General features: G+C 59.9%; 27 protein-coding genes and 3 pseudogenes. 12 read left to right on the top strand and 18 right to left on the bottom strand.

Features of this window, described 5'->3' with window-relative positions; translation table 11 throughout:
* The first annotated feature begins 61 nt into the window (after positions 1 to 61).
* The gene (locus C6558_RS24520; RefSeq protein WP_082523479.1) at positions 62 to 217 is read left to right on the top strand and encodes a DUF3309 family protein; all 156 of its coding nucleotides are present in this window, start codon (positions 62 to 64) and stop codon (positions 215 to 217) included.
* Positions 218 to 246: 29 nt separating this feature from the next.
* On the top strand, positions 247 to 1,263 hold the full coding sequence (locus C6558_RS24515) for a DNA topoisomerase IB (protein ID WP_082523480.1): 1,017 nt from the start codon (positions 247 to 249) through the stop codon (positions 1,261 to 1,263).
* A gap of 12 nt (positions 1,264 to 1,275) precedes the next feature.
* Here C6558_RS24515 and C6558_RS24510 read toward each other — a convergent pair whose 3' ends face one another.
* From C6558_RS24510 to C6558_RS24490, 5 genes are all read right to left on the bottom strand, one after another.
* A complete protein-coding gene (locus C6558_RS24510) occupies positions 1,276 to 1,638 on the bottom strand; it encodes a response regulator (protein ID WP_057205942.1) in 363 nt (120 codons plus the stop codon).
* The gene (locus C6558_RS24505; RefSeq protein WP_057205944.1) at positions 1,635 to 4,928 is read right to left on the bottom strand and encodes a PAS domain S-box protein; all 3,294 of its coding nucleotides are present in this window, start codon (positions 4,926 to 4,928) and stop codon (positions 1,635 to 1,637) included. Before C6558_RS24505 ends, C6558_RS24510 begins: the two co-directional genes overlap by 4 nt.
* A gap of 118 nt (positions 4,929 to 5,046) precedes the next feature.
* The gene (locus tag C6558_RS24495; RefSeq protein WP_057205946.1) at positions 5,047 to 6,117 is read right to left on the bottom strand and encodes a putative zinc-binding metallopeptidase; all 1,071 of its coding nucleotides are present in this window, start codon (positions 6,115 to 6,117) and stop codon (positions 5,047 to 5,049) included.
* Between the two features lie 42 nt (positions 6,118 to 6,159).
* Positions 6,160 to 6,327, bottom strand: a complete 168-nt coding sequence (locus tag C6558_RS40000; protein ID WP_158268958.1) for a hypothetical protein — start codon at positions 6,325 to 6,327, stop codon at positions 6,160 to 6,162.
* Positions 6,328 to 6,499: 172 nt separating this feature from the next.
* The gene (locus tag C6558_RS24490; protein ID WP_107027860.1) at positions 6,500 to 6,700 is read right to left on the bottom strand and encodes a CsbD family protein; all 201 of its coding nucleotides are present in this window, start codon (positions 6,698 to 6,700) and stop codon (positions 6,500 to 6,502) included.
* A 204-nt stretch (positions 6,701 to 6,904) separates the two neighbouring features.
* Here C6558_RS24490 and C6558_RS24485 point away from each other — a divergent pair, with 204 nt between their 5' ends.
* Positions 6,905 to 7,612 carry a DUF421 domain-containing protein gene (locus C6558_RS24485; protein ID WP_107027859.1) on the top strand — a complete coding sequence of 236 codons (708 nt, stop codon included), beginning with the start codon at positions 6,905 to 6,907 and terminating at the stop codon, positions 7,610 to 7,612.
* A gap of 86 nt (positions 7,613 to 7,698) precedes the next feature.
* Positions 7,699 to 8,391 (top strand): aspartate/glutamate racemase family protein, encoded by a 693-nt coding sequence (locus C6558_RS24480; protein WP_199197054.1) that lies wholly within the window; start codon positions 7,699 to 7,701, stop codon positions 8,389 to 8,391.
* A 90-nt stretch (positions 8,392 to 8,481) separates the two neighbouring features.
* Here the strand turns inward: C6558_RS24480 and C6558_RS24475 are convergent, their stop codons facing one another.
* Positions 8,482 to 9,495, bottom strand: coding sequence for a 1-aminocyclopropane-1-carboxylate deaminase (locus C6558_RS24475; protein ID WP_107027857.1), 1,014 nt, complete (start codon positions 9,493 to 9,495; stop codon positions 8,482 to 8,484).
* A gap of 159 nt (positions 9,496 to 9,654) precedes the next feature.
* On the opposite strand from C6558_RS24475, the gene C6558_RS24470 reads away from it, so the two are divergent.
* Complete coding sequence (locus C6558_RS24470; protein ID WP_025429738.1) at positions 9,655 to 10,119, top strand: Lrp/AsnC family transcriptional regulator; 465 nt, start codon at positions 9,655 to 9,657, stop codon at positions 10,117 to 10,119.
* A 73-nt stretch (positions 10,120 to 10,192) separates the two neighbouring features.
* Here C6558_RS24470 and C6558_RS24465 read toward each other — a convergent pair whose 3' ends face one another.
* Entirely contained in the window at positions 10,193 to 10,579 is a 387-nt protein-coding gene (locus tag C6558_RS24465) for a type II toxin-antitoxin system VapC family toxin (protein ID WP_107027856.1), read from the bottom strand.
* Positions 10,576 to 10,689: a type II toxin-antitoxin system VapB family antitoxin gene (locus C6558_RS40970; RefSeq protein WP_245449211.1), complete on the bottom strand. Its 114-nt coding sequence runs from the start codon at positions 10,687 to 10,689 to the stop codon at positions 10,576 to 10,578. Before C6558_RS40970 ends, C6558_RS24465 begins: the two co-directional genes overlap by 4 nt.
* 41 nt (positions 10,690 to 10,730) lie before the next feature.
* On the opposite strand from C6558_RS40970, the pseudogene repC reads away from it, so the two are divergent.
* The 4 genes and pseudogenes from repC to C6558_RS24440 all read left to right on the top strand — a co-directional run.
* A pseudogene (gene repC / locus C6558_RS24455) lies at positions 10,731 to 10,895 on the top strand (replication initiation protein RepC); the annotation flags it as partial.
* Between the two features lie 134 nt (positions 10,896 to 11,029).
* On the top strand, positions 11,030 to 11,419 hold the full coding sequence (locus tag C6558_RS24450; RefSeq protein WP_025429740.1) for an antitoxin Xre/MbcA/ParS toxin-binding domain-containing protein: 390 nt from the start codon (positions 11,030 to 11,032) through the stop codon (positions 11,417 to 11,419).
* Complete coding sequence (locus C6558_RS24445) at positions 11,416 to 11,934, top strand: RES family NAD+ phosphorylase (protein ID WP_107027854.1); 519 nt, start codon at positions 11,416 to 11,418, stop codon at positions 11,932 to 11,934. Before C6558_RS24450 ends, C6558_RS24445 begins: the two co-directional genes overlap by 4 nt.
* Before the next feature lie 268 nt (positions 11,935 to 12,202).
* Positions 12,203 to 12,409: pseudogene (locus C6558_RS24440) on the top strand (cold-shock protein).
* Between the two features lie 124 nt (positions 12,410 to 12,533).
* Here C6558_RS24440 and C6558_RS24435 read toward each other — a convergent pair.
* Together C6558_RS24435 and C6558_RS24430 are read right to left on the bottom strand one after the other, a co-directional pair.
* Positions 12,534 to 12,920 (bottom strand): annotated as a pseudogene (locus tag C6558_RS24435) (integrase); the annotation flags it as partial.
* 11 nt (positions 12,921 to 12,931) lie between these two features.
* Positions 12,932 to 13,357: a type II toxin-antitoxin system VapC family toxin gene (locus C6558_RS24430; RefSeq protein ID WP_107027853.1), complete on the bottom strand. Its 426-nt coding sequence runs from the start codon at positions 13,355 to 13,357 to the stop codon at positions 12,932 to 12,934.
* 260 nt (positions 13,358 to 13,617) lie between these two features.
* On the opposite strand from C6558_RS24430, the gene C6558_RS24425 reads away from it, so the two are divergent.
* The 3 genes from C6558_RS24425 to C6558_RS24415 all read left to right on the top strand — a co-directional run bounded on the left by C6558_RS24425 (position 13,618) and on the right by C6558_RS24415 (position 15,369).
* Positions 13,618 to 13,911 (top strand): hypothetical protein, encoded by a 294-nt coding sequence (locus C6558_RS24425; RefSeq protein WP_199197052.1) that lies wholly within the window; start codon positions 13,618 to 13,620, stop codon positions 13,909 to 13,911.
* 392 nt (positions 13,912 to 14,303) lie between these two features.
* A complete protein-coding gene (locus C6558_RS24420) occupies positions 14,304 to 14,768 on the top strand; it encodes a mobile mystery protein A (RefSeq protein ID WP_025429754.1) in 465 nt (154 codons plus the stop codon).
* 4 nt (positions 14,769 to 14,772) lie between these two features.
* Entirely contained in the window at positions 14,773 to 15,369 is a 597-nt protein-coding gene (locus C6558_RS24415) for a mobile mystery protein B (RefSeq protein WP_107027851.1), read from the top strand.
* Between the two features lie 531 nt (positions 15,370 to 15,900).
* On the opposite strand, the gene C6558_RS24410 is transcribed toward C6558_RS24415, so the two are convergent.
* The 8 genes from C6558_RS24410 to C6558_RS24375 all read right to left on the bottom strand — a co-directional run bounded on the left by C6558_RS24410 (position 15,901) and on the right by C6558_RS24375 (position 24,694).
* Complete coding sequence (locus C6558_RS24410) at positions 15,901 to 16,179, bottom strand: type IV secretory system conjugative DNA transfer family protein (protein ID WP_107027850.1); 279 nt, start codon at positions 16,177 to 16,179, stop codon at positions 15,901 to 15,903.
* 152 nt (positions 16,180 to 16,331) lie between these two features.
* The gene (locus tag C6558_RS24405) at positions 16,332 to 17,489 is read right to left on the bottom strand and encodes an iron-containing alcohol dehydrogenase (protein ID WP_057223680.1); all 1,158 of its coding nucleotides are present in this window, start codon (positions 17,487 to 17,489) and stop codon (positions 16,332 to 16,334) included.
* 38 nt (positions 17,490 to 17,527) lie between these two features.
* Complete coding sequence (locus C6558_RS24400) at positions 17,528 to 17,827, bottom strand: putative quinol monooxygenase (RefSeq protein ID WP_057213325.1); 300 nt, start codon at positions 17,825 to 17,827, stop codon at positions 17,528 to 17,530.
* Positions 17,828 to 17,830: 3 nt separating this feature from the next.
* Positions 17,831 to 18,436, bottom strand: a complete 606-nt coding sequence (locus C6558_RS24395; RefSeq protein WP_198956874.1) for a glycerol-3-phosphate responsive antiterminator — start codon at positions 18,434 to 18,436, stop codon at positions 17,831 to 17,833.
* A 4-nt stretch (positions 18,437 to 18,440) separates the two neighbouring features.
* Positions 18,441 to 19,991 carry an FAD-binding oxidoreductase gene (locus C6558_RS24390; RefSeq protein WP_107027849.1) on the bottom strand — a complete coding sequence of 517 codons (1,551 nt, stop codon included), beginning with the start codon at positions 19,989 to 19,991 and terminating at the stop codon, positions 18,441 to 18,443.
* 2 nt (positions 19,992 to 19,993) lie between these two features.
* Positions 19,994 to 21,673: a glycerol-3-phosphate dehydrogenase/oxidase gene (locus C6558_RS24385; RefSeq protein WP_107027848.1), complete on the bottom strand. Its 1,680-nt coding sequence runs from the start codon at positions 21,671 to 21,673 to the stop codon at positions 19,994 to 19,996.
* A gap of 67 nt (positions 21,674 to 21,740) precedes the next feature.
* Positions 21,741 to 23,264, bottom strand: coding sequence for an FGGY family carbohydrate kinase (locus tag C6558_RS24380; RefSeq protein WP_107027847.1), 1,524 nt, complete (start codon positions 23,262 to 23,264; stop codon positions 21,741 to 21,743).
* A 14-nt stretch (positions 23,265 to 23,278) separates the two neighbouring features.
* Positions 23,279 to 24,694, bottom strand: a complete 1,416-nt coding sequence (locus tag C6558_RS24375; protein ID WP_107027846.1) for an MFS transporter — start codon at positions 24,692 to 24,694, stop codon at positions 23,279 to 23,281.
* Between the last annotated feature and the right edge of the window lie 292 nt (positions 24,695 to 24,986).

The following is a 24,986-nucleotide window of genomic DNA, read 5'->3' as shown; positions in this document are numbered from 1 at the left end:
AACCAATGCGCCTCCGCCGCATTTTCCCAACACGTTACAACGCATTAGGGAAGGTGGAGCCATGCTTGGAACCATTCTGCTTATCGTATTGATTCTGCTGCTGATCGGTGCGTTTCCGAGCTGGCCGCATTCGACCAACTGGGGCTATGGCCCATCGGGCATACTCGGCGTTCTGGTCGTCGTTCTCTTGATCCTCCTGCTCCTGGGACGGATCTGACGGTGGCGTAAATCTTGTCATCCGCGTCGATGGAACCCGACCTCATCTACGTGACCGACGCCGATCCGGGCATAAGGCGCTACCGGAAGGGAAAGCGCTTCAGCTATCGCCTTCCGGACGGCTCGACCCTCAAGGATCCGGACACCCGAGCGCGTATTGCAGCGCTCGGCCTGCCACCCGCCTATGAGCGTGTCTGGATCTGTTCCAAGCAGAACGGCCACCTGCAGGCGACCGGCTTCGATGCGCGCGGGCGAAAGCAGTACCGCTACCATGATGCCTGGCAGGAAATGCGCAATCACGCCAAGTTCGATCAGTTGATCGACTTCGCCACGGCCCTGCCAAAAATTCGCCGGACCCTTCGCCGCCATATGGATGGGCCGCTTGACGATGCTCGCACCGTGCTCGCCGCCCTTTCGACACTGCTCGATCAGGCGAGCCTGCGCGTCGGCAACGCCACCTATGTCGAGGAAAACGGCACCTATGGCGCAACGACGCTTTTGAAACGGCATCTCAAGCTGCGCGATGAGGGCATCGAGCTTCGCTTCATGGGCAAGGGCGGCAAGCGTGTCGTTCGCCGGCTGCGTAGTCCGCGGCTGCAACGGTTGCTCGAAGATATTGCCGACCTGCCCGGACGCCAGCTTTTCGTCAGCAGGGACGCGAACGGTGATCTGCATCCGATCGATTCCGGTCGGCTCAATCGCTATCTCGCTGACATCTCCGGTGCACCGATCTCGGCCAAGACGTTTCGCACCTGGGCGGGTAGCGTCGCCGCTTTTACCGAGGCGCGCCTGGCGCTGGCGGAGGAGCGGCGCCCCTCGGTCAAGCGGATGTGCGAGGCGGCGGCCGACGTGTTGCACAACACCCCGGCTGTCTGCCGCAAGAGCTATGTTCACCCTGATATCATCGCCCTTGCCGATAGGGAGGGCAAAATCAACCTGCGGCGGCTTGAGGCGCGGCCAAGGCAAAGCAGCCTGTTGCGTGCCGAGGAGGATCGCCTGCTGCGGTTCCTCCAATACGCCGCGCGCGCGAAGAGGCGTGCGACCTGAGTTGGGTCGTGATCATTTGCCGGCCAGCAGGCCCTCAACTGTGCGGATGAGGTCTCGGCTGTTGAACGGCTTGGAAAGGCGGGGAAGGTTGCGATACTGCTCGGGAAGGTCGGAGGCGGCGTAGCCGGTCAGCAACAGCACCGGAACGCCGCGGGCCAGCAGCTCGTCTGCCACGGGATAGACGAACTCACCGTTGAGATTGACATCGAGCGTCGCTGCCTGCGGTGTCTCCCGCTTTGCCGCGGCGATCGAACTGCGCAGGCTGGTGAAGGGGCCGATAACATCGAAACCCGCGGCCTGCAGGTCGTCCTGGATCTGTATCGCCAGCAGATACTCGTCCTCGACAACAAAGACGCTCCGTTGTCCGCCATTCATCGTTCAGCACCTGCGGCGTAGGGCATGTGGATCGTGTACCTCAAACCGCTCTTTGCAAAATCCAGTTCGACGTCGGCGCCGAGGTCGGAGCCGACGACGCGTTCCAGCAGCAGCCGGCCAAAACCGTTTCTGGAAGGCGGGGCGACTACGGGACCACCGGTTTCACACCAGTCGATGTGAAGCGCCTTGTTGGCCCGATCCAGGCTCCAGCTGACGTCGACATGCCCGCTTTCCACCGAAAGCGCGCCATGCTTGGCGGCGTTGGTTGCGAGCTCATGGGCCGCCATGCCAAGGGCCAGAGCGTGCCGTGGCGAGAGCATGATCGCCGGTCCGCCGAAGGAGACGTTGCCGGCGTTTTCGTTCTTGTAGGGCGCAAGCTCATCGCAAAGGATCGTTTCCAGCGAAACGCCGGCCCAGGTTGCTTCCGCGAGCCGGGTATGCGTCTGGGCGAGAGCCCGGATGCGCGCATGAAACGACTGCTCGGCCTCCTTGCGGTCGGGGGTCATGGCGAAGGACTGGCGGGCGATCGAGGTGACGGTCGCGAGCGTGTTCTTGACACGGTGGCTGAGTTCGGCAACCAGCAGATTGCGCTGCGCCTCGGCGTCCTTGCGTTCGGTAATGTCCATGCAGACGCCGGCGAGGCGCAGCGAGGAGGGTCCTGCGCCTTGCAGAAAACGGCCGAACGCCTCCAGCCAGCGAATGGATCCATCGGGGCGGCGGATGCGATAGGATGTGTGGTAGTCCTCGCGCCTTTCGATGGCGGATTGGATCTCAAGCTCGACCATGGCGAGATCATCAGGGTGGATGTCCGCCTTGAAGTCGTCGAGCGTGCCGCCGAAACTGCCCGGCTCTAGCCCGTGAAGTGCTTCGAGGCCCGGCGACCAGATCACCTTGCCGGTGTCGAAGTTCCATTCCCAAGCCCCCATCCGGCCGGCTTCGAGCGCCATCTGCAGCCGCCGCTCGCCATCGCGCATCGCCTGTTCGGTCTCCTTGCGCTCGGTGATATCGACGAAAGCGGCAACTGCGCCTTGCGGTATGCCCCAGGCGTCGATCAGCGGCGTGGCATTGCCTAGCAGATGCCGGGACGTGCCGTCGTCAAAGCGGATCTCCTGTTCGAAGCTGCGCACCTCTTCGCCGCGTGCCGCCCGCTGGACCGGCAATTCGTCCGGCGAAAGCAACCTGTCTTGCGAATAGACCTTGAAGTGCGCGGGCCGTTCGCCGGGCGGTGCCGAGAGGGAGGGATTGCTCTCAGGCGGCAGCCGCAGCAGCTCGAACGAGCTTCTGTTGCCGCTGATGACCCGACAATCCGGGGTCCTGGCAATCCAGATCGGCGCCGGGACCGCTTCCATGAGCGCGAGCACCTCCGTCGCCCTGGCGCGCTCCTTTGCCTCGTTGTGCCGCAGCAGATCTTCGGCCCGCCGTCTCGCCTCTTCGGTCCGGATGCGCTGCACGCTGAAGCTCAGCTGGCGGGCGATGGTCTGAGCGAGGTCGACCTCGGAAGCGGCGAAGTGATGCGTCGTGTCGTAGTAGGTCATGAACTTGCCGATCAGTCGGCCTGCCGAGACCAGCGGAATGAAGCCGAGAGCGCCGATGCCTTCGGTTCGAACGGCTGCGCGCAACTCATCCGAGATGTCGGCCAGGCCAATATCTTCGATGAAGATTGGGTTGGGATCCTGCGCCTCCGCGCTCCATGGCGTGTGGCCGTCGACGGCGAGGCGATAGCGTTCCGAAAGTCCGCGGGAGGCGACAAAACGCATGGTGCCGGTCTCGTCGATGAGCAGGATCGATGCCCGGCTGCAGCGCAGCGCCGATTGAATGGCGTCGAGCGCAGCCTCATAGACGGCAGCGATCGACCGCGCACGGTGCACTCGCTCGGTAAACTGATAGAGCGAAGCCTGCTCGCGCAGGCGCTCGGAAAGCACCAGCTCGGCTGCCTTGCGTTCGCTGATATCGCGGGCAATCTTCGAAGCGCCGACGACACGCCCCTCGTTATCGAGGATCGGCGATATCGTCAGCGATATGTCGATGAGGGTGCCATCCTTGCGTTGCCGTCTCGTTTCATAGTGATCGACGCGTTCGCCTTTGCGGATCCGGTCTAGGATTTGCATTTCCTCGTCTTCATGGCCCTTCGGAATGAGGCGCATGATCGGGGTTCCCACCATCTCCTGCACGCTGTATCCGAACAGTGCCTCGGCGCCCCTGTTCCAGCTGGTGACGACGCCGTTCAGGTCCTTGCTGACAATGGCATCATCAGAGGATTCGACGATCGATGCGAGATGGCGGGCGGAAAGCTCGGCAATCCGGCGGCTTTCGCTTTGTTTTTGGCTGTCGGCAAGCAGTCGAGCGTTGTCGATGGCGATGGCCGCTTGGGCGGCGATGGCAACGACGATGTCCTCGGAATCGTGGGTGAAGACACCCGGTGCGTCATGGCCGAAGAACAATCCCCCGAGCACGGCCCCGGAGCGGGCGATCACCGGAACGGCGAGGTAGCTGACAACGGGCAGATGCCCCGGCGGCATGCCGAGATGCGGCTCGCTCAACCCGTAGCGCGGGTCTTTGCGGATATCGTCGCTGCGCACGACCCTTTCGCCGTTGAAGGTCGGCGCGAACACTGCCGTCTTGCGCGGCGGGCCGAATTTTTCGAACGCTTCCCGCGGTGCGCCGGACAGGGTGAAGAGTTGAAAATGCTCACCGGTCTCGTCGACGACATTGTAGAAGAACGCACCGAATTTCGCGCCGCTGAGTTCCGTGGCGCTGTCGGTCACGGTCTGGACGATATGCTCGATATCGAGGTCGCTGGCTAAAAGCCTGGAGATGCGATCGAGCGCCTGAATGCGGTCGGTCTTGGCGCGCAGTTCCTCTTCCGCCGCCTTGTGCTTGCCGATGTCGATGAGGACATTGACGGCGCCGATCATCTCGCCTTCGGCATCGAAGATCGGTGTCGGGTAAGGAAGCACCGCCACCGTTGTCCCATCGGGACGCGCGACGGTCAATTCGTCGCCACGAACGGCGCGTTTGCTGAGGAGCGCCTCGGCCATCGGGCATTGATCGGTCGGCAGCACCGTGCCGTCAGGTCGATGCAGGCGCCAACAGACGCACCAACGGTCCGCATTGAGGCGTGGTTCGCGTCCCGCCAACTCCGCCGCAGCGCGATTGAAATAGGTGACGACCCCGGCCGCATCCGTGGTGTAGATCGCGATCGGAAGGCTGTCGAGGACAGCTCTCGATTCGATCGTCTGCGATCCCGCTGCTCCCGCCAGCGCTGCCGCCAATGCTTCTGCGCCGCTCATAATTCCCTCCGCAAGCGCTTGCTAACGCAGGGCAACGCGGCGCGATGCGATTTTGTTCCGCTTGCATCCTGTCCAACGCGGCTCGGTGATCACGCCCCAGCGTCAAATCCGGAGGCCTTTACCGGCTCGAAGTGGCGGCGCCGAGGATCAGCCGGTTGATGAAATCCAGCTTCTGGATAACCGGCTGCGACAGGACGAAGGGATAGCTGTCGGGCTGGCCCATCGACCGCTGGATGGCGTTGAGCGCAACGCTGAGCGGCACCCACGCCTCGACAAGCACGCCTGCGCTCGGCTCCCGATAGGGATCGAAGGGGATTTCGGCCTCGAGCGAATCATGCCCGATCGGATCGAGGACCATGCCGAAGGCGCGCCCGGTCTCCAAGGCGTCGACGATGTGGAAGAGATGGGCCCAGCACTCGGCGAAATCCTCTGACGGATGGGCACTCGCATAGGGGCTGATGAACCGTTCCTGCCAGTCGTCGGGAGGGCCTTGATAGTAGTGGCGTTGCAGTGCTGCCGCATAGTCCTGTGTCTCATCGCCGAACAGTGCGCGCGCCTCGATCCTTGTCGCCTCGTCAGCGACGAGTTTCTGCCAGTAGAAGTGACCGATCTCGTGGCGAAAGTGCCCGAGCAGCGAGCGGTAAGGCTCGTTCATCGATACTCGCACGCTTTCGCGAACGACGTCCTCCGCCTCGGAGGCGCGCAGACTGATCATTCCATTCTTGTGGCCCGTTCGGGCAGGTACGGTGTTGCCGTAGGTATCGACGGTGTCGGCGAGGAATTCGAACGCCAGCCCGTTCTGCGGATCCTGCTCGCGGGTGGGATGCGGCAGCCGCCAGCGCAACAACGAATAGAACAGATGACGCTGTGCCAGGCCTATTCTGCGCCAGCGCTCAAGGCCGACGCCGTCGATTGTCGGCACGATGGTGTTGTGACGACAGGCGACGCAGTAGCGATCGGGCTGATCGGCCGGCACCAGCCAATGGCAGACATCGATGACGGCATTGTCGCAGAAGCGAAAGGTCCGCGATCCGCCGCCGTGGACCTGCCACAGTCCGTCGTCGAGTGGCACCAGCGCGTGCATCGCCACATCGCCTGGATCGAACCCGAGGGTCGATCCACAGCGCATGCAGCTGCGGTTTTCAAAATGGATCGTCTGACCGCAGGCGCTACACTGGAAGAGCCGCATTCTTTCTCCTTGCAGGGGTTCTCCGGTCTTCGAAAGATGCTCTCATGTACAACTTTTGCGTGCTTTCATGGCGGCATCCAGGGCCTGCCGCGACGGGCCATATTTCTCAAACAAGGGCCGGGCTTCGAGCGGCGGCAGATCATAGGCGCGGATGAATTCGGTAAGATCATAGATCTTGCTCCAGCCGTATACCACGTCTCTTTGAGCCACGGGCCGGTTCTCTTGCACGGGTCTTCCCATCGTTGTCGGATTTCTCCCTGGGGTCATGATGCGGCCACTGTTGCGGCCACGCCAACAACCCGGCTGGCCTGACAAAGTTCCATTTCCGTTGTGCTCTCAGAAAAAACCCCGCCGGAGCGGGGTTTCTGAAATCGTTGAACGGTCAGAGCTGACGTCCATACCATTCGTCGATATCGCGGCGAGCGCGGTCCTTTTCGATGCCGTAGCGTTCCTGGATCTTGCCTTCGAGCTGATCCCGCTTGCCGGCGATCTGATCGAGGTCGTCGTCGGTGAGCTCGCCCCACTGTTCCTTGACCTTGCCCTTGAACTGCTTCCAATTGCCTTCAACACGATTCCAATCCATCTGCGGGTCTCCTGACGTTGTGGTTGCACTGAAAGGCAAACGCCTCGTGTCGGCTTTGGTTCAATCGTTGGGGCAAAAAGTTCGGGACGGCGATGACGCCGCACGCGCCCGGGCCGCACTTCGCTCTCGCCTTTCTCATCCAGCGCTACAGATAGAAACGAGCAACCGTCAGCGCCTCCCGGCGCCTTGTGGAGGAGTGTTCCCATGAATGAGCCGTTCGTGGCTTTCGATCTCGGCAGGATGATGATCGGCGACGAGCCGCCGCTTTTCCTGCTCGAGATCGCGCTGAGGACGCTGATCATCTACGCCTACACGCTGTTCCTGATCCGATGGATCGGCAGCCGGTCGATCGGCCAGCTCTCGCTGGTGGAGTTCCTGCTGGTGATCGCGCTTGGCTCTGCGGTTGGCGATGCGATGTTCTATCCCGACGTCCCGCTCGTCCATTGCATGGTCGTCATCACCGTGGTCGTGCTGCTGGACAAGTCGTTGAGCTACATCGTTGCTCGCAACCGAAAGCTCGAGGACGTGATCGAGGGCGTCAGCGTCGAGGTGGTGCGCGATGGCGCAATCCTCTGGAAGGCGCTGAAGCGGCTGAACGTTGGCCACGACGAGCTGTTCGAGCAGCTCCGCCTGAAGCAGGTGCGGCATCTCGGACAGGTGCGGGCCGCCTATTTCGAAACCAACGGGCTGCTGTCGGTTTTCACCTTCGATGAGCCGTCGACCAGGCAGGGGCTGTTGATCGAGCCACCCTGGGACGTCAGCAAGCCGACGCAGTTCCGGTCCGGATCCGCCGTTCGGGAGAAACGCCGTCTTGCCTGCGTGCAGTGCGCAGAAGTCCTCAAGCTTTCTCCGGGCGAAATGGTGCCGCCTTGTCCACGCTGCGGGGCGGAGCTCTGGCACGAGATCCATTAGCGTGTGTTGCTTGTGCGGCGGCGGATGTGGCAGAAATTAGGATCGCCGAGCTTGAGGTTTGCTCGCAATCGGGAAGGACAAGCGCATTGAAGGTCATGGGACTTATCGGCGGCATGAGCTGGGAAAGCTCTGCCCAATACTATCGTATCGTCAATCAGGAAGTCCGGGCGCGCCTGGGCGGCGTGCACTCGGCCAAGAGCCTGATGTGGTCGATGGATTTCGGTGAGATCGAGCGGCTGCAGCATATTGGCGATTGGTCGGCCCTGACGGGCGAAATGACCGATGCTGCCCGCCGCCTTGAAGCCGGAGGCGCGGATTTCCTGGTGATCTGCACCAACACCATGCACCGGATGGCCGATGCTGTATCCGCAGCCGTCTCCATTCCGCTCTTGCATATTGCCGACCCGACGGCGGAGAAGATCAAGGCGCTCGGCCTCAGCCGTGTCGGATTGCTCGGCACGGCCTTCACCATGGAGCAGGATTTCTACAAGGGGCGGCTGATCGAACGGCACGGGCTGGACGTTCTGGTGCCCGGCGACGAGGACCGGCAAACCGTCCACGACATTATCTACAAGGAGCTCGTGGTCGGCCGTGTCGAGGACGCGTCGCGCGACGCTTACCGTCAGGTCATTCAGCGACTGGTGGAACGCGGCGCCCAGGCGATCATCATGGGCTGCACCGAGATCATGCTGTTGATCTCCCAAGCCGACAGCCCCGTTCCGGTTTTCGACACCACCGAACTGCACGCGCTTGCGGCGGTCGATCGCGCTCTCGCCTGAATTGATGTCCTCTTGTCCACGGCCGGACAGTCCTGCCCGGCCGTAGCGTTCGAAGCGCTGGATCGAGATACCCAACGGCCGGCGGAGATATCAGCCGTTGCGAAAGGTGTAGCCGTAGCCGTTGAGCGCTGGGGCGCCGCCGAGATGGGCATAAAGAACCTTTGATCCCTCGGGAAAATAGCCCTTGCGAACGAGATCGATCATGCCCTGCATCGATTTGCCTTCATAGACGGGGTCGGTGATCATGCCCTCGAGGCGGGCGCAAAGCCGGATCGCCGCCTTGGTCTCGTCGGAGGGCACGCCGTAGACCGGATAGGCATAATCCTCGAGCAGCACCACGTCCTCTTCGGTGTGATCGGTGCCGAGTTCGACCAGTTCGGCGGTCCTGCGGGCAATATCGAGAACCTGTGCTTTTGTCTGCACCGGGGTGAATGAAGCGTCGATGCCGATGACCCGGCGCTGGCGGCCGTCCTTGGCAAAGCCCACCAGCATGCCGGCATGGGTCGAGCCGGTGACGGTGCAGACGACGATGTAGTCGAACTTGAAGCCGAGCTCTTCCTCCTGCGCACGCACCTCCTCGGCAAAGCCGACATAGCCGAGTCCGCCATATTTATGCACGGAGGCGCCGGCGGGGATGGCGTAGGGTTTGCCGCCACGCGCTTTCACGTCCTCGATCGCAGCCTCCCAGCTTTGGCGGATGCCAATGTCGAAACCTTCATCGACCATCTGGACCTCGGCGCCCATGATGCGGCTGAGCATGATGTTGCCGACGCGGTCGTAGACGGCGTCTTCGTGCGGCACCCAGCTCTCCTGCACCAGCCGGCATTTGAACCCGATCTTGGCGGCAACGGCGGCGATCATGCGCGTGTGGTTCGATTGAACGCCGCCGATGGACACCAGCGTATCGGCTCCGGAACTGAGCGCATCCGGAATGATATATTCCAGCTTGCGCAGCTTGTTGCCGCCGAAGGCGAGGCCGGAATTGCAGTCGTCTCTCTTGGCGTAGATCTCGACCTTGCCGCCCAGATGGCCCGAGAGCCGGTCGAGTTTCTCAATATGGGTCGGCCCGAAGGTGAGCGGGTAACGTTCGAATTTTTCCAGCATGTTGTTCCCTTCCTTCTGTTTTGAAAGTCAGGAAACGCTACCACCCATCACGTGGAAGGTGCTCTCTAATATCATGAAAGATTTTGCAAGTTGCCCCGGCAAATTGCATAAGATCACGGATTGCATCCGCATATCACGACAAATAAGGAAGATTCTTCCATGCAAGGCGAACTCGATCGTATCGATCTCAAGATGCTGCGCCTGCTGCAGAAGAACGGCCGGCTGACCAATGCGGAGCTGGCGCAAATGGTCGATGTCAGTGCTGCGACATGCCACCGACGGACGCAGAGGCTGTTCGAGGAAGGTTACATCAGCAATGTGCGTGCGCTTGTGGCGCCGCAGAAGGTCGATCGCGGCGCGCTGGTCATGGTCGGCGTGGTGCTCGATCGCTCGACGCCGGAGAGTTTTCGCGAATTTGAAAAGGCGGTCGAGAAGCTGAAGTTCATCCTCGACTGTCATCTCGTTGCCGGCGACTTCGACTACTTCTTGAAAATTCGCGTGGGTGACATGGCCGATTTCAATCGGATCCACGGGACGCAGCTGATCGCGCTGCCGGGCGTCCGCCAGACAAGGACGTTCTTCGTGATGAAGGAAGTGGTCGACAACGCCGCCCTCGATTTTTGAACGGTCGGCGCGATCGACCCCGGGCAAGGGGCTCCGCTCACCGTTTGTGTGCGACGACCCCGCTCGTCGTTTGTCATGCTGCCTCTATGTCTGTGCCCGAGAAATCGTCACCATTGAAGAGCAATGGCTCGTTGCGCGACTTGGCCAGCGCATAGGAAAAACAGTCCCCAAAATCCAGGCTCGCCGGGTGCCGGCCCTTGCCAAAGTTGCGCCAGGCACGTCCTGCAATAGTAATCTGTTCCGCGTCGACAGCGACGACTTCGACACCCGCTTTGTAGAGCCATAGATCGAGCTCGGCAGCGCCCGCCTCGCCGAGGCGAGCCTCGATCACGATGGACAGTTCAAGAATTGTCGCAGCTGAAATGAAACGCCGCGGAGCGTCGACTACTTTTTGATCGTAGGTTTCTGCGTCCGGTTCGTTGAACGCGATCGCAACAATTGCTGATGTGTCGACCATCAGTTGGGAAGGCCGTTTTCGTCATACCCCAAAATCTCATCGGCAGAGCGCTTATTCAGCACCGGGAGCTTCGCCCAGCGTTTACGGCTCGCCGCCAGTTCCTCGAGAAGCACTTCGCGATTTCCGGCATTTGCGAGGCGCCGCAGCCGCTCTTGCGGCCGCGACGATGGCCTGCATTCTCGAGAGGGCAGGGCACATCAACTCGGCCGGCGGTTATCTTCGCAATCTGACGGATAAGGCGCGGCGAGGGGAGTTTTCGCTCGGACCGGTGCTGATGGCTCTATTGCGGGCGAACCCGGTGATTGCTCGAAGCGCCTAGCGAACGGCTCTTTGGAGGGCAGCAACCTGAAGCTTCTCGCTACCCCGGCGAATCTGTCGTAGTCGCTTGCGTTGTCGCCAATAGAGTCATATATTTTGCACAATAAATGAGTTACTCGATATGGCGGAATGATCATGCCTCAGGTTCTGAAATCTCTAGAGCAAAGCGGTCCCCTGGTCCTGTCCTATATGGATCGCTCGGGAAAGATCGCTGTGGAACGGGTCGCAACCGGCTTCGGCATGTCTAAGAGCCAGTTGGCCGAGACGGCGGGCCTAGCCCGCGAAACGCTGTATAGAAGCGAGCGTAGCCTGGGCGCGAAAACGCAGAGTCGCCTTCGGGAAATGCTGGAGATTATCAGTCGCGTCTCAGATTGGGCCGGTGGTAAGGAGCAAGCAATGGCTTGGTACCGGGCTCAACCTCTACCAGCTTTTGGCGGGCGTACGCCCGAGGCTCTCGTAAAAGACGGCAAGGCCGCGGCGGTGCGAGATTACCTCGATCATATGGCCCTAGGGGGCTTCGCTTGAGGTTTGTGGGCAATTGTTACCGTGCGCACGATCCACGCTGGGCTTTCAAACCGGTTTCAGGAGATGGCGCGGCTATAAGGGGCGCGCGGTTCAACCCAAAAGGCGTGCCGGCTCTCTATCTCGGCCTCAGTGTCATGACGGCGATTAAGGAAGCCAATCAAGGATTTGCTCATCGTATCGACCCCTGCGTACTTTGTTCTTACGATGTCGACTGTGATGACATCGCGGACCTTACTTCTGACGTTGGTCGGGCCGCGAATAGTGTTACGGTGGAGGAAATGGCCTGCAGTTGGGCCACCGCGCTTTCCGAAGGAAGGAGGCCCCCATCCTGGTCGATATACGATCGACTGAAGGCGAGGGGTACGGCAGGCATCATAGTACCCAGTTTTGCGCCTGGCTCCGAAGAGGGAGATCGAAACCTGGTGCTTTGGAACTGGGGCCCCAGCCTGCCGCATAAAGTGCAGGCACATGACCCAAGTGGTCGGCTTCCGAAGGATCAGCTGTCCTGGGATTAGGCGCATCGGCGCAATAAGCGCGTCTGTTCTTGCAGCCATAATACGTCGGCTCTACCGTGCTTACAGCAAAGGTAAGCAACCAAGACCCGGAATTTAGGTCCGGTGGGATAGACGCGATATAGCAGGACCGCCGGCTGTTGGTTGCGTTCGGCCAAGACACGGCAGCTCGCATGACTTTCCGTTGACGCCGGAACCGTCTACTAATGTGAGCGCACCAGTGTCATTCGAGCCTATCGGTCCGACAGGACGATGATCAAAAGAGGATACTTTGGCAACCGGTACAGTAAAATGGTTCAACACAGCAAAAGGCTTCGGTTTCATCCAGCCGGATGACGGAACTGCTGATGTGTTCGTCCACATTTCCGCGGTGGAGCGAGCTGGTCTACGCGGACTCAACGACGGCCAGTAGATTACCTATGAGCTGGTGAAAGACCGCAAGTCCGGCAAGATGTCGGCGGACAACCTCCAGACCTGAGCCCATTGCGATTCTGCAGCTTACTGCATGCAGTGTTTGTTCTGCTCCAGCGGTGCCTCTGGCCGGACGTCCAGGACCACACGCCTCCGCCGGCATGACCGGCGCTTTCAGGTGATCAGCCGGGCCGCGCGACCTTGTTTTCGCTCAGCGTCGTTTCCACCTCTGCCGGCATGCCATGGCTTGTATCTTCGGCACGCTTAGCCGGGTCCCAGAGGTGATGGGCGATGAATTTCAACAGCAGGCTTTCGGGCGCCGGCCAGGGGAGAGGAGCGCCGGTGGCGAGCTGGCACCAGGCTTCGAGATAGCCGAGATCCGAAGCAAGCGCCCTCAGCGTATTGGCGCCCATGCCTTCGCCGGCGAGGTGTTTCAGCGTCGCGACATCGGCGTCCGTGAGAAGGGCAGCAAGCTGGTCGCGGCGGTCGAACGGCAGGATGGCGTCGAGCGCGTCCAGCTCCTCGGCACGTTTGAGAACCGGATCCCCGCTGATCAACTTGCCTGCCGCTTCCGCCACCCTGGTCTCCCTTAGCTTCTATAGCCCCACGGATTGATGATTACGACACCGGTAGCTTCGAAGTCGGCGACATTGCGGGTCGCCAGTGCGGCGCCGCGTGAGAGGGTTATGGCGGCAATCTGTGCATCGAATTGGCTGATGGGGCGGCCAGCCTTGCGTCGCGCGATGGCGAGCGTCGCATAGGCGGCAGCTGCGTCGCTGTCGAAGGGTAGAATTCGGCCGGCCAGGTCTTCGCTGAATATCGGCATGATCGCCGCTTCCAGGCTCTGCCGCCTGCGCCCGTCCGGCATCAACCCAATACCATATCGGATTTCAGCTTCGGTAACGGCAGTCGTGAAGACAGAAGTCGGCGGTTGGTCGCCTAACCAAGCTTTAACAGCAGGCGAGGGCACGGGGCCAGGAGCTCCTGGCAAAACATTGGTGTCAAGAGTAATCACGCGCCAAAATCCGGAGCGTCACGAATCGGGTCGCGTGCAGGTACCTTGAGCTCTACGCCCCCGAGGGGTTCGATACGGGCGCGAATGGCACGCGCCAGATTGGTTGGCCGCTGGCCGGCTGTCAATCAGCATCCAAAATTCACCCCTTATTGGACTGCGCCCCTGAGGGTGGAGATATCGGCTTGGTGAATTGACCTGTGGCCCTCGGCATCGTGGATGGACGCCGACGGTTGTGGCATTTGTGACGAGTGCCTGGCGCCATGACGCAGTCGGCGTCCGAGCTGTCGTCTGCGTTTCTGGTTAAGTTCGAGAAGGCGCTTGCGGAGCTTCCCGAGGGCTACGTGCACGGAATTTTCCAGGGCCGCCGATGGAGTGCAACCGTCAGGCGCTCGGCCGATTGGAGGCGAGTGTGGCTGTATGGCGAAGAGCTGGGCGGAGCGGATGTCGTCAGTTTCAACCTCTATGTGCTCTCTGACGCGCGCACCATCCTGAGGCCCTGCGAAATGTCATCGTCGAAGGTTGTCGATTTCGTGCTTGGCTTTGAACGCACCTGAACTGGTGACCTGCTCATCGGCTCCGCGACCTCTCATGACCCGGATGTAGTGATTTCCGACAGGCGTGTCGTTGTAATAGCACCAGTCCTAGAATTGTACCATGCTGCCTCTCCTCAATTCGCGACGAGGTCGCGAACACGTAAAAGTGGCATGCCGGTTTCAGCGGCTCGGCGCAAGGCCTCATCGTTCGCCTCTCTGGCGGCGGTGCTTCTCCAACGACAGCTCGGCCGATTGTCCATCGCTCGAAACTCGCGGCTATCAGGACCTAGCTGCTGAGCTATTGCGCATATATTTGTGATCGCTCTAACTCACGCTGAATACTTTTAAATGCTCAATTCGGATATTCTTGCTCATTTTTATATGCTATTTTGTTCGAAAATGGACATAAATAGATGAACAAAAAACAAGCGGCCCTCGCTCGAAAACAGTTGGAACGACGTCTGGCGCCGGTGCGAGACCTAGAGCTCATTTCGCCGCCACGTGGTTGGATGAAGGCCATCCGCGAGGCCCTCGGCATGACTACGCGCCAGCTCGCCATGCGCATGGGTGCCGCTCCGTCCCGCATACCGGCGATCGAGAAGGCTGAAGTTTCGGGAGCGACAACGATCAGGACGCTACGGGAAGCGGCCGCGGCAATGAATTGCACCTTTGTCTACGCCTTCGTGCCGATCAAGCCGCTTGACGATATCCTTCGCGAGCGCGCGGCCGAAAAGGTCGGTGAGGAGATGACGCGACTCGATCATACGATGCGTCTGGAAAACCAGGCGTTGATCAAGTCGGACCTGGAGGACGAACGTCGCCGGCTTATCGACGCTTTGCTTGCAGACGCTGGGCGACGCCTGTGGGAAGAGGATTGACTCTATGGAGGAGGACGACCCTCTTTTCCAGGACGACGATGAAGCAAATACGCCGCTAACCGTTGAGGAACGGGAGCAGCTCATTCCCTCCTACATCACCTTGCGGCACGAATTGAACGAGGCCGAGCAAGTTAACATCGGCGAAGGCTTGCGATGGGCGACGTCGCGAAAAAGGGACCTGCTCGACCAGGAATTCCTCAGTGAGTTGCACCGCCGCATGTTTGGGGACGTTTGGCATTGGGCTGGCCAGTACCGGACAACACCTAGAAACATCGGCGTCGATGCCTATCGCATTGCAATGGATGTCAGGCAGGTGGCTGACGACGTGCGCTATTGGGTCGAACACGAGACCTTTCCACCCGATGAGATCGCTGTCCGGTTCAGCCACAGGCTGGTGGCAATCCATCCCTTCCCAAACGGAAACGGCCGATTTTCTCGCCTGGCGGGCGATCTGCTCGGGCGCCAGCTTGGACGACCGCCATTTAGCTGGGGCCGGGCAAATCTGGTCGATGCGGGCAAGACCCGAGCCCGTTATGTTGCTGCACTTCGGGCGGCCGATAACCACGATATCGGACCCTTGCTGGAGTTCGCGCGCTCATGAGTGTTTCGAAAATGGTAGGTGAGCTTCTCAAACTGGAGGCGAGAAAGGACTGACATGAAGACATTCACGCAGTCGCAGTTGCAGTTGCAGGCCATTGCGGTGCGGAGCGCTCCATCCCCCGAGTGAGGGATGGCGACGAAATCATGCATATCAAAAGCGGCCCGCAGCTGGGCTGCGGACCGATCTTCGGACAAGTCCTCAGAGCACGCGAACGTTGCGCGCGCTCCATTGCAATGAGGGCCGGACAAGCCCTTGTTCAAATCGTTGGCCACGCCCCAACGATCAAGCGGAGTGACTTGCCGGGCCTAGGCTTGCCGGATCCCGGCCGTTGGCCGCCGCGATGCTGATCCTCCGAAACGAGGATCTTAACCGGTCAAGCCACGCGCGAACTGGCTCTGGCCGCGAGGCTGCCGGCGCCTGGTGCGTTCTTTTTTGCTGGCCTCTCGAGGACAGCATTCCGGCGATGTCACGGCCGATGATATCTCGGACCTACAAGGAACAAAAGTTGGCGACGCCGGTCTGTCCCGTCATTCATGACGGATCATACGGGCCTGTGATTTCCGGGTCGTCGTAATATCGAAGCTTCTTGGCCCAGGCCGGCCGCTGCCCCTGTCTCAGCAGGATCATCCTGCCTTCCGGTACGCGCATGATCTCATCCGCGTTGATGAGGTCACTAGGCGAGATGTGTTCGGACGACGAGTTCTTGCCTTCGCTCCATGGCCGGGTGATGTAATTGACATCCGTCTTGCCGACCCTACGCGCGATCAGCTCGGCCGTCTCGATATCGTTGACGCCGAAAACCTCTAGCACGCCAGGTGGCTGACCGTATTCATCTGGTCCAAAATCTCAGGGCGGCGATCAAGGAGAACTTCGGAAGCTCGCGTCAGGAGCTTTGCGACTGCGCATTTTTTCGATCACTTCGCTTCTCGAGAAAATCGAATTTCTAGGCTTCGAAGTAACTGCTAAAAAGCAGCCTCATAGATCGCTAGCGCGTTAGCTTCGGTAACATCTCGAGGGTTGTTCACGAGCAAACGGGTCTGCTTCATCGCCTCGCGCGCAAGCATAGGTAAGGCATGTCTTGGAATGCCCACCTCCCGCAGTGTCCGTGGAATGTTCAGCTCTCTGCCAAGCTGATCGAGCGCATCGATGAAGGCAGTCGCCCGCGTTTCGAAGGGCAGTTGCGCCAAATCAGGGAAAGCGTAAGCCGCAATTTCAGCGTACGCATTTGCCGCCCGCGGAAGATTGAAACGAAGCACATGCGTTAGTACCAATGCGTTGGAGAGCCCGTGAGGTACGTGAAAATGCCCGCCGATTGGATAGGCTAGCGCATGCACGGCAGCGACCGGCGAGTTAGCAAAGGCTTGTCCTGCAAGCAGCGAACCGAGAAGCATCGCGCCGCGTGCCACAGTATTATGACCATTGAATACAGCTTCGCGAATGTGGGCACCAAGCAATTGCAGTGCCTGTTTGGACAGGCCGCTGGAGATCGGATTGTTCGTGGGGGAAGCAGACGCATAGGATTCGATGGCATGCACCATAGCGTCGATGCCAGACGCCGCGGTCACCGTTGGCGGCAGGCCAAGTGTCAGTTCGGCGTCGAGAATCGCAATGTCCGGAAGCAAGAGTGGGGAGACAACTCCCTTCTTTTCAGCTCCGTTGGTCGTTATGATCGCGATCGGCGTAACTTCGGAACCGGTGCCGGCTGTGGTCGGCACAAGAACCAGCGGCATGCGCGGTCCCTTCGCAACGTTTACCCCGAATACCTCGTTGAGCGACTGGCCGGTCTTGGCGACCAGTGACGCCACCTTGGCCACGTCCATCGGCGAGCCCCCTCCGATAGCAATCACGCCGGTTGCCCCCCACGCCGTGATGAAGGCCGCGAGATCCTGGACGTTGCATTCTGGTGGGTCGACAGCGATGTCATCGAAAATAGCGACCTCAATTCCGGCTTTCGCGAACGATGCCAGCGCGGGATCGATGAGGCCAAGGCGGCGCAGCCCCCTGTCAGTCACGAGCACGACACGTGGACCAAGCGTCAGTCCAACAATCTCGGCGATGCGCGCATTGGCGCCCGCCTCAAAAACAATTGATTTGGCGGTATTGAAGACAAAGTTTTTCATGATGGTCATTCCATTCGTGTAGACTTGGTCACTGACCGTCAGCGCGAACACACAAATCCCTTGACGTTTCGTGTCTCGAGCATTGGCACGATCTTCTCCAATGCAATCGTTTGGAAATGCGCGCTGCAGCGGTGAGCGCCGAAGGCAGCTTCATCGACGTATTCTTCGAGAATCGCGAAATGATCGGTGTTCTCCGGCGACCGATAAAACGCGTAGGCGATGTTCCCACTCTCGGCTCGGCTGGCCATCGCCAATTCGTGAAGTCTGGCCTCCACAGCATCGCCACAACCGGGTTTGGAGTGATAGTACGCGATTACCTGATAAAAAGTTTTGGGCATGTCCTACCTTTGGCGACCATGAGGTGGCATCTTCGAACGCTTGAAATTCCAGATCGCCTTGTTACTTGAAGAGACGGCGACCGCACCGCGCGATAGAGCGGTCTCGACGTCGGCCTCGTTACAGACGAAGCCGGATGCTACGATCGGCGGCAGCTTCCGCTTCTCATCCATCCCTAAGTAGTCGAGCATCGGCGAGGGCATCAGCTGCACCAGGTTGGGGGCGCTTTGCGCAATCGCTTTAACACTACGAGGCCAGGTGGAGCGGTCTGTCACAAAGACCTTTTGCATGGTGAGAAGGCCGCATTGCGCAGCCTTCTGGATTGTTGGGACGCGGGTCGAAAGCAAAATCGAAATGCCTATGTCGGCAAGGAATTCGATGGCTCCTTTGTCCTGTGACAGGCCCTCGCAACTGTCGATGTTCAGAACGATCAGCTTGTTGCTTTTCTTAAGCGCACTCAGCACCTCCGCAACATGTCGCAAAGCGATGTTGGCGACGATGCCTACCTCCGCCTTGCTGTCCAGAAAAGCCTGAACATTATCGACACCATATAGCGTTGCCATGACTGGCGCCCGCAAAAGCCGCTCGCCGATCGTCCTGTCCAATGTCATTCCGTTAATTCCAGTCTCTTGGCATGTCGAGCGAAAGTCCGAGCTTGCCGGGGTTGAGCAGATTGTCCGGATCGAGTGCCTGCTTCACGGTCTCCAGTAGCGGAAATGCTGATCCCAATGCGTCCTTCATATAGGGCGCGCGCAGCATCCCAACGCCGTGATGATGGCTCAATGCCGCACCATATTTGATGAGTACAGCGTTGGCAGCATCCCATGCAGCTCGATACCACTCGGCTCGTTTTTCCACGTCCACGTCGCCGCGCAGCGAAAAGTAGAGGCAGGCACCATCGACATAGGCATGCGACTGGTGCGCCGAACCAGCAAGTGTGCCCGGGACTGCGTTAATGGCGGCAACAACCTCGTCGTAGATTGCGGGAAGATCACGCCAGCAGCCGGTCATTTCCAGCGTATCTGCAACAAAGCCTCGGCTGCGCTTGAAGCCCTCGGCGCTCTTGCCGGTGAGATAACGCGTATCGAGCCACTTCTCGAAGATAGTATCGCCATCGAGCTTGTCACCGAGTTCGGCGCACACTTTTTCGCTGATCGCCATCACGGCATCGACCATTTCCTTCGCGCCTTCATCGGCAATCAGCAGCACGTTGCTTTCCGGCAAACCGAACTGCACACCGCTTTCCAGCTCGTCATAAAGACGCAACGCTGCCGGATTGGCGCCGCCCTGCATGATACGGCGGCAGGCTTCCAGACCGATGGCAAAGCTCTTGAAGCCAAATGCGATGGCGCGGGCATAGTCCGGCAGGCGATGCAGTTTCAGGCGCGCCCTTACGATGATGCCGAGCGTGCCTTCCGAACCGATGAAGAGCTGCTGCAGATCCGGCCCGACGGCCGCGCGGGCATAGTTTCCGACGGTCACCAGCGAACCGTCGGCCAGCACGACTTCCATGCCGTAGACCATGTCTTCAATCTTGCCGTAGCGAGTGGAAAGCTGGCCCGCGCCGCGGCAGGCGATCCAGCCTCCGACAGTGCTGATACCGAACGAGGACGGCCAATGTCCCATGGTCATGCCGTAGTCGCGCTGGATGGTTTCCTCAAAAATATCGCCGAACATGCCAGCTTCAACTTCAACGATCTGGCTATCGGGATCGAAGCTTACAAGGCGATTGAGCGCGCAGACATCGAGCACGATGCCGCCGCGCAGAGGCAGGGCCGCGCCCGTGACGTTGGAGCGCCCGGCAGAAACCGTGACCGGCACCTTGGCTTCATGCGCAAGGTGCATGACAGCCTGCACCTGCTCAACCGTCGAAACACGGACGAACACGCCATCAACCGTCGCGGGCTTTCCACTCGTTTCCGCGATCATCGTACGGGCCCACCAGTCCCGAGTGTTCACGACGAGATCATCCCGCTCGGTCATAACCTCGTCTGCAATCTCGCGCAGTTTCTTCACGAGAGCAGCTTCGACTGAAACGGCATTCTGAGCCAGATCGGCCTTGGTGCCAATTTCGGTGATGCTACCGGCATAGTGCGGTTGGGTCGGGGCACCGACGACATAATTTCCGCGATTGTAACCGCGCTTGATGGCTTCCTTGCTGATCATGTTCAGTTCGCTCCTGTGAGAATGGACTTTTCTTTTTCGGTCGCGGCAATATAGGCGGCGACCTGTTGGTCGATTTCGGCCTGGGGAAGACCAAGTTCCTCCCCCAGCAAGGCGCCCACCTTCGCGGCCGCGCGGGCCGAGGCATCGCGCGCCATCAGACGGGCACGCATACGGCGCGAAAGCACGTCGTCGATTGTCCGGGCAAGCTCGTGCCGCGCGGCGTAGACGACTTCGCCGCCGGTATAGGGCAAGCCATTCACAACCGGCTTGGCCAGTTCCGGGCGCGCGGCGATCAGATCGCTCACAAAGCGCGCTTCCGTGCCGTAACGCTCGCCCAGATGCGCCTCCATACCGCCAGACGCCACGATTGCTTGCGCGTCATAGCCGGCAGCGCCCAACAGAAATGCCTTCTTCGTGGTACAGCGGCGGCGGTCGCCGAGAACTCTCGCGGCGGCGTCCACCGTCTGTTCGGCCATATGGCGAGAGGTCGTCAGCTTGCCGCCCACGATCGTGACGAGGCCGTCAGGCGCAACATGCACGGAATGGTCGCGTTTGACGTCCATGGTGCTGCCACCTGATGAAGCGGCCACCAGCGGACGGCACCCGGCAATGCTGCCGACGACATCGTCCGGCGTCAGGTCAATATTGAGCGCGCTGCAGGCGCCTTCGATCAGGAAATCGAGCTCGCGACGCGTGCAATGCACGTCGTCAAGATCTCCCTGGTAATCCTCGTCGGTCGTTCCGAGATAGGAGACATTGCCCCAGCGCGTGATTGTCGCACGGCGGCTGCGACCCGGCACCGGCACCGTTACAGTGCAGTCATTGCGAATCTTCAACCAAGGGATCGCCACGTGAACGCCTTTGGCTGGGCGCACATGCAACGGCTTTTCGCCGTCCTTGCCAAGCCCCATCCAGTCTCGTAGCCACACCCCCGTTGCCATGATGACGGTCTTGGCGTGCACCCTAATTTCCTTGCCCTCAACGGTGTGAACGATTGCACCGTCGACCCGCCCCGAACTGCGGGTAATCTCGGCGACCTTCGAGTGGTTGAGAACCGTAGCTCCATGGAAGCCGGCAGAGCGGGCAAGCGCCAGCGTCAAGCGTGCATCATCAACGCGGGCATCGAAGTACAGGAGCCCACCGCGCAGATATTCGTCCTTGAAAGTCGGGCAATGCGCCAGCACTTCGGCGGCGGTCAGCTTTTGGTGCAGAATGCCTTCGCGCCAGCCGCCAGCCAGGTCATATGTCCAGAGTAACCCTTCAAACGCCTTGGCGAAGCGCGCATCGAACACGCCATCCCGTTCAAGAATAGGGAACAGAAAAGGCAAGCGCTGAACCAGATGGCCTGCATTACGCCTGAGGCGCTGGCGTTCAAGCAGAGAATGGCGCACGAGCCCAAGATTACCCTGTTCGATATAGCGCAAGCCGCCATGCACCATCTTGGATGATTTTGACGATGTACCTGATGCAAAATCATCTTTCTCGATCAACGCGACACGAAAGCCGCGCAGACTTGCATCGAAGGCACAGTAGGCACCGGTCACGCCGCCGCCTACGATCAGAATATCGTAGGTTTCAGCGGCAAGACGGTCTTCCTGTTCCGACCGGTTCAACCTTAGTGGTTCGGTGCGGATCATCCGGGCGCGTTCCTTGTCCGCGCGCCGGGAGCGCAGATTCAGCATTTCAACTCCTGTTAGAGCGCATTCCGAAAAGTGTGATCGTTCCTCGGAAAAATGCGCGTTAAAAAAACTAGCGGTAGTGACCGGATTGAACGCGTGCGACTTCCTCATCCGTAAGGGAATGCCATCGGGCTCGACGGTCCTGTCTTTCCGCTTCGCTGGCCTTGGGGATGAAAAGATTGCCTTCGGGTAGCGTGGCGCGAGCCTCCGCAAGGTCGCTCCAGAGCAATCCGTCGCTGCCAGCCAGAAACGCCGTGCCACGTAGGCTGGCACGATCCTGATCCGCCATGCGCCGCACCGGAACCCCGCTCAGATCAGCCTGTAGCTGCAGCAGCGCATCACTCGAGGAAAGCCCTCCGCCAGCCACTACTTCCCGAACCGGAACGCCTGCTACCTCCGAGCTCGCCTCAGCACAGGAAACAACCGAATGTGCAATGCCCTCCAGAATGGCATGCGCGAGATGCGCTCGGCTGTGGGCCAAAGAAAGCCCGGTCAGCGATGCTCTGCCATCCGGCACGATGTTCGGCTGGCGCAATCCCGTCAGCGTCGGCATAAAGAAGAGACCATCGGAAGACGAAACCGTCGAAGCCAGTTCGCTAACCTCTTTGGCATTCTCGAACCAGCGCATTTCATTGCAAAGCCAGTTGAGCGCCGATCCGGTCGTGGCGGCATAGGTCTCGACCGCGAAATGCGAGAGATTGTCGCTCCGCCAGGCCGTCATGGTGAACGTCGCCTCATAGAGGCCGGGATTTTTGGGCGTCTGCTTTCCGATCACAAGATCGACGAAACTGCCCGTACCGTGCACGCACATGGCCAGACCGGCATCGTGGCAGCCAAGACCGACAAGTCCGCCCAACTGGTCGCCGCACGACGCCTTGATCGGCACGCGAATACCCAGGACTTCCTTTCTCGTGTAGCCGAAATCATCAGCGTCCTGCTTCAGTTCAGGCAACAGTTCCACCGGAAAGCCCTGCGCCTCTATCCAGTCGGTGAAATAGCGATGCTCACCGAGGACATAGGCGCCGGCGGATGTGGCGTTGGTCGGTGTTGTGAAGGCTTTCCGTTCTTCAGACAGGTTCCAAAGCAGCCAGCTGTCGACAGTGCCGAAGGCAAGCCTTCTTGCCTTCCATGCCTCACGCACGGCGGGCGTCTTTTGCATATGGCGCGCAGCCCATAGATAGATCGCCCGTCCACCAACCGGGCGCCCTGCGAGCGCCACGAGTTTCGCATCCCAGACAGCTCCAAGCGGCTTCAGCTCGTCGGCATAGCGGGAATCCTGCCAGACCATGGCTGGAACCAGCGCCCGGCCGGACTCGGTATCCCACAAAACACCGGTTGCGCGTTGCGTGGCGATTGCTATTGCTGCAATTTCTAGGCCCGTATCTCGAGCCGCGGCAATCGTTTTGCCGCAGACGTCGATGGTCTTTTGCAAAAGAACATCAGCGTCCTGCTCCACTACGTTGTGACGCGGCGAAGATACGGCAAGCGTAGTGTAGTTGACGGCGGAGACCGAACCGTTGGCCGCGACAAGCGCGGCCCGGGTTCCGGACGTTCCTTCGTCAATGGCCAGAATGACCTGTCTGCGTCCGTTCACATTCCCCTCCCTTGTTACTTGTCGCCTTCGAACTGTGGTGCATCCGGTTCGGCGTCCGGGCTGACCGTGGTGCGGGTCGGATCCCATTGAATGACCGAGCAGATGATGCAGGCAATCAGCGGAACCACCGAAAGGATCAGGAAGGTCGTGCCGAGACCATAGGTCTCACGGAAGATCGGGAAGACCAGCAAGCCGAGGGCCGCCCCCATGGCGCCAAGCGCACCGATAACGCCGTTGGCACCTGCGCGCAGCTCGCTGCGGAACGACAGCGACGACAGGCTCTTGCCATTTGCGCCTGGACCACCGGAGTGGAAAAGGATGAACAGCGAAGGCACGATGATCGCGAGCCAGATCGGCATAGTGTCGTGGAACAGGCCCATGATGACCAGCATGACGAAAACCGCACCAAAGCCGATGGCCGAAGCCTTGCGAAGGCCGAGTACGCGGCCGATGACCGGCGAAGAGAAGCCGCCGATGATGCCGAATACGTTGAACACCAGCGTACCCGTCATGGCATAGAGGAAATCCTTGCCGAAGAGCGCTGCACTGATGAGCGGCAAGTACCAGCCCACGGCAAAATACTGAATCGACTGTCCGATCTGGACGGTCGCGGCAAGAATGGTGCGCGGCAGATAGATGCCACGGAAAATCAGGGCGACATTGGCAATGCCGCGACGGGCCTGATTCAGAACCGGCAAACGGTCTTCGGGCACGGCAGCAATGAAATCACGATGATAGATGCGGGTCATCGCGCGGGCAGCCTCTTCCAGCCGCTCCTTGCGGGCAAGCCAGATCGGGCTTTCAACCATGAACACCAGTTGCAGCATCATGATCGCAAAAGCAAAGACGCCGGTTGCAGCGACGGAATAGCGCCAGATCGAGTCGCCCACGTCCCAGCTGTAAAACAGCATGGCGAGAAGCACATTTGTGCACACGGCGGTGTACCAGATGCCCTGCCAGGTATTGAGGCGACTGCGCAGGCGCGCCGGCGTGAATTCGGCAAGCACAGCCATGGCGATAGCAAAATCGATACCGTAGGCGGCGCCAACAAAGAACCGTCCCAGAAGGATGACTTCATAGGAGTGGGCCGTCATCACCAGTACCGCCCCAATGAGCGCGATCAATTTCGCGAGGATCAGCGGGCGCATGCGGCCCCAGCGGTCGGCCATCCAGCCACCGATCGGATTGAACGCAATCGACACCCACGAGGCGAAGGACGTCATCAGAGCGACCTGCGCCGCATCCAATCCTAGATCGCGTGTCATTGGTCCAAGACCGGCACTCAGGGCAGAATTGGCAAAGGCATCAAGGAACAGGCCACCGAGGGCGAGCCACCAGATAACACCGGCGCGGCCTCGAATACCGTCATTCGCATCAATGTGGGAAATAATATCTGGTACGCCCCTAAGGGCTATCTTGCTTCCGTGCATTACGGCGTCCTCCCAACGTCGCTATGACATCTGCAAGAGGACACTTTGCCAGGAACCAGACACAGTAAGACCATCTTGCAGATAGTCTTACATCTTTAGTCTGCAAGCGGAATAGAACGCGTCTCGATTGCTTTGTCAAGCGACTACAGATTCAGCCAAACAAATTCATGCGTCGACGGATGCTTTCGCCAGTGTGAACGATATGGCGACGATGTTGCCGCAACAAAATCGCATAATGTATCGACCGGAACGGGTCATCGGCTAATAGACTGCGCCGAGCAATTGACGAGAT

Source organism: Ensifer sp. NM-2, from assembly GCF_003024455.1.
GTDB lineage: Bacteria > Pseudomonadota > Alphaproteobacteria > Rhizobiales > Rhizobiaceae > Ensifer > Ensifer canadensis.
The sequence above is the reverse complement of the archived record's forward strand: the minus strand, read 5'-3'. Positions and strand labels throughout refer to the sequence as shown.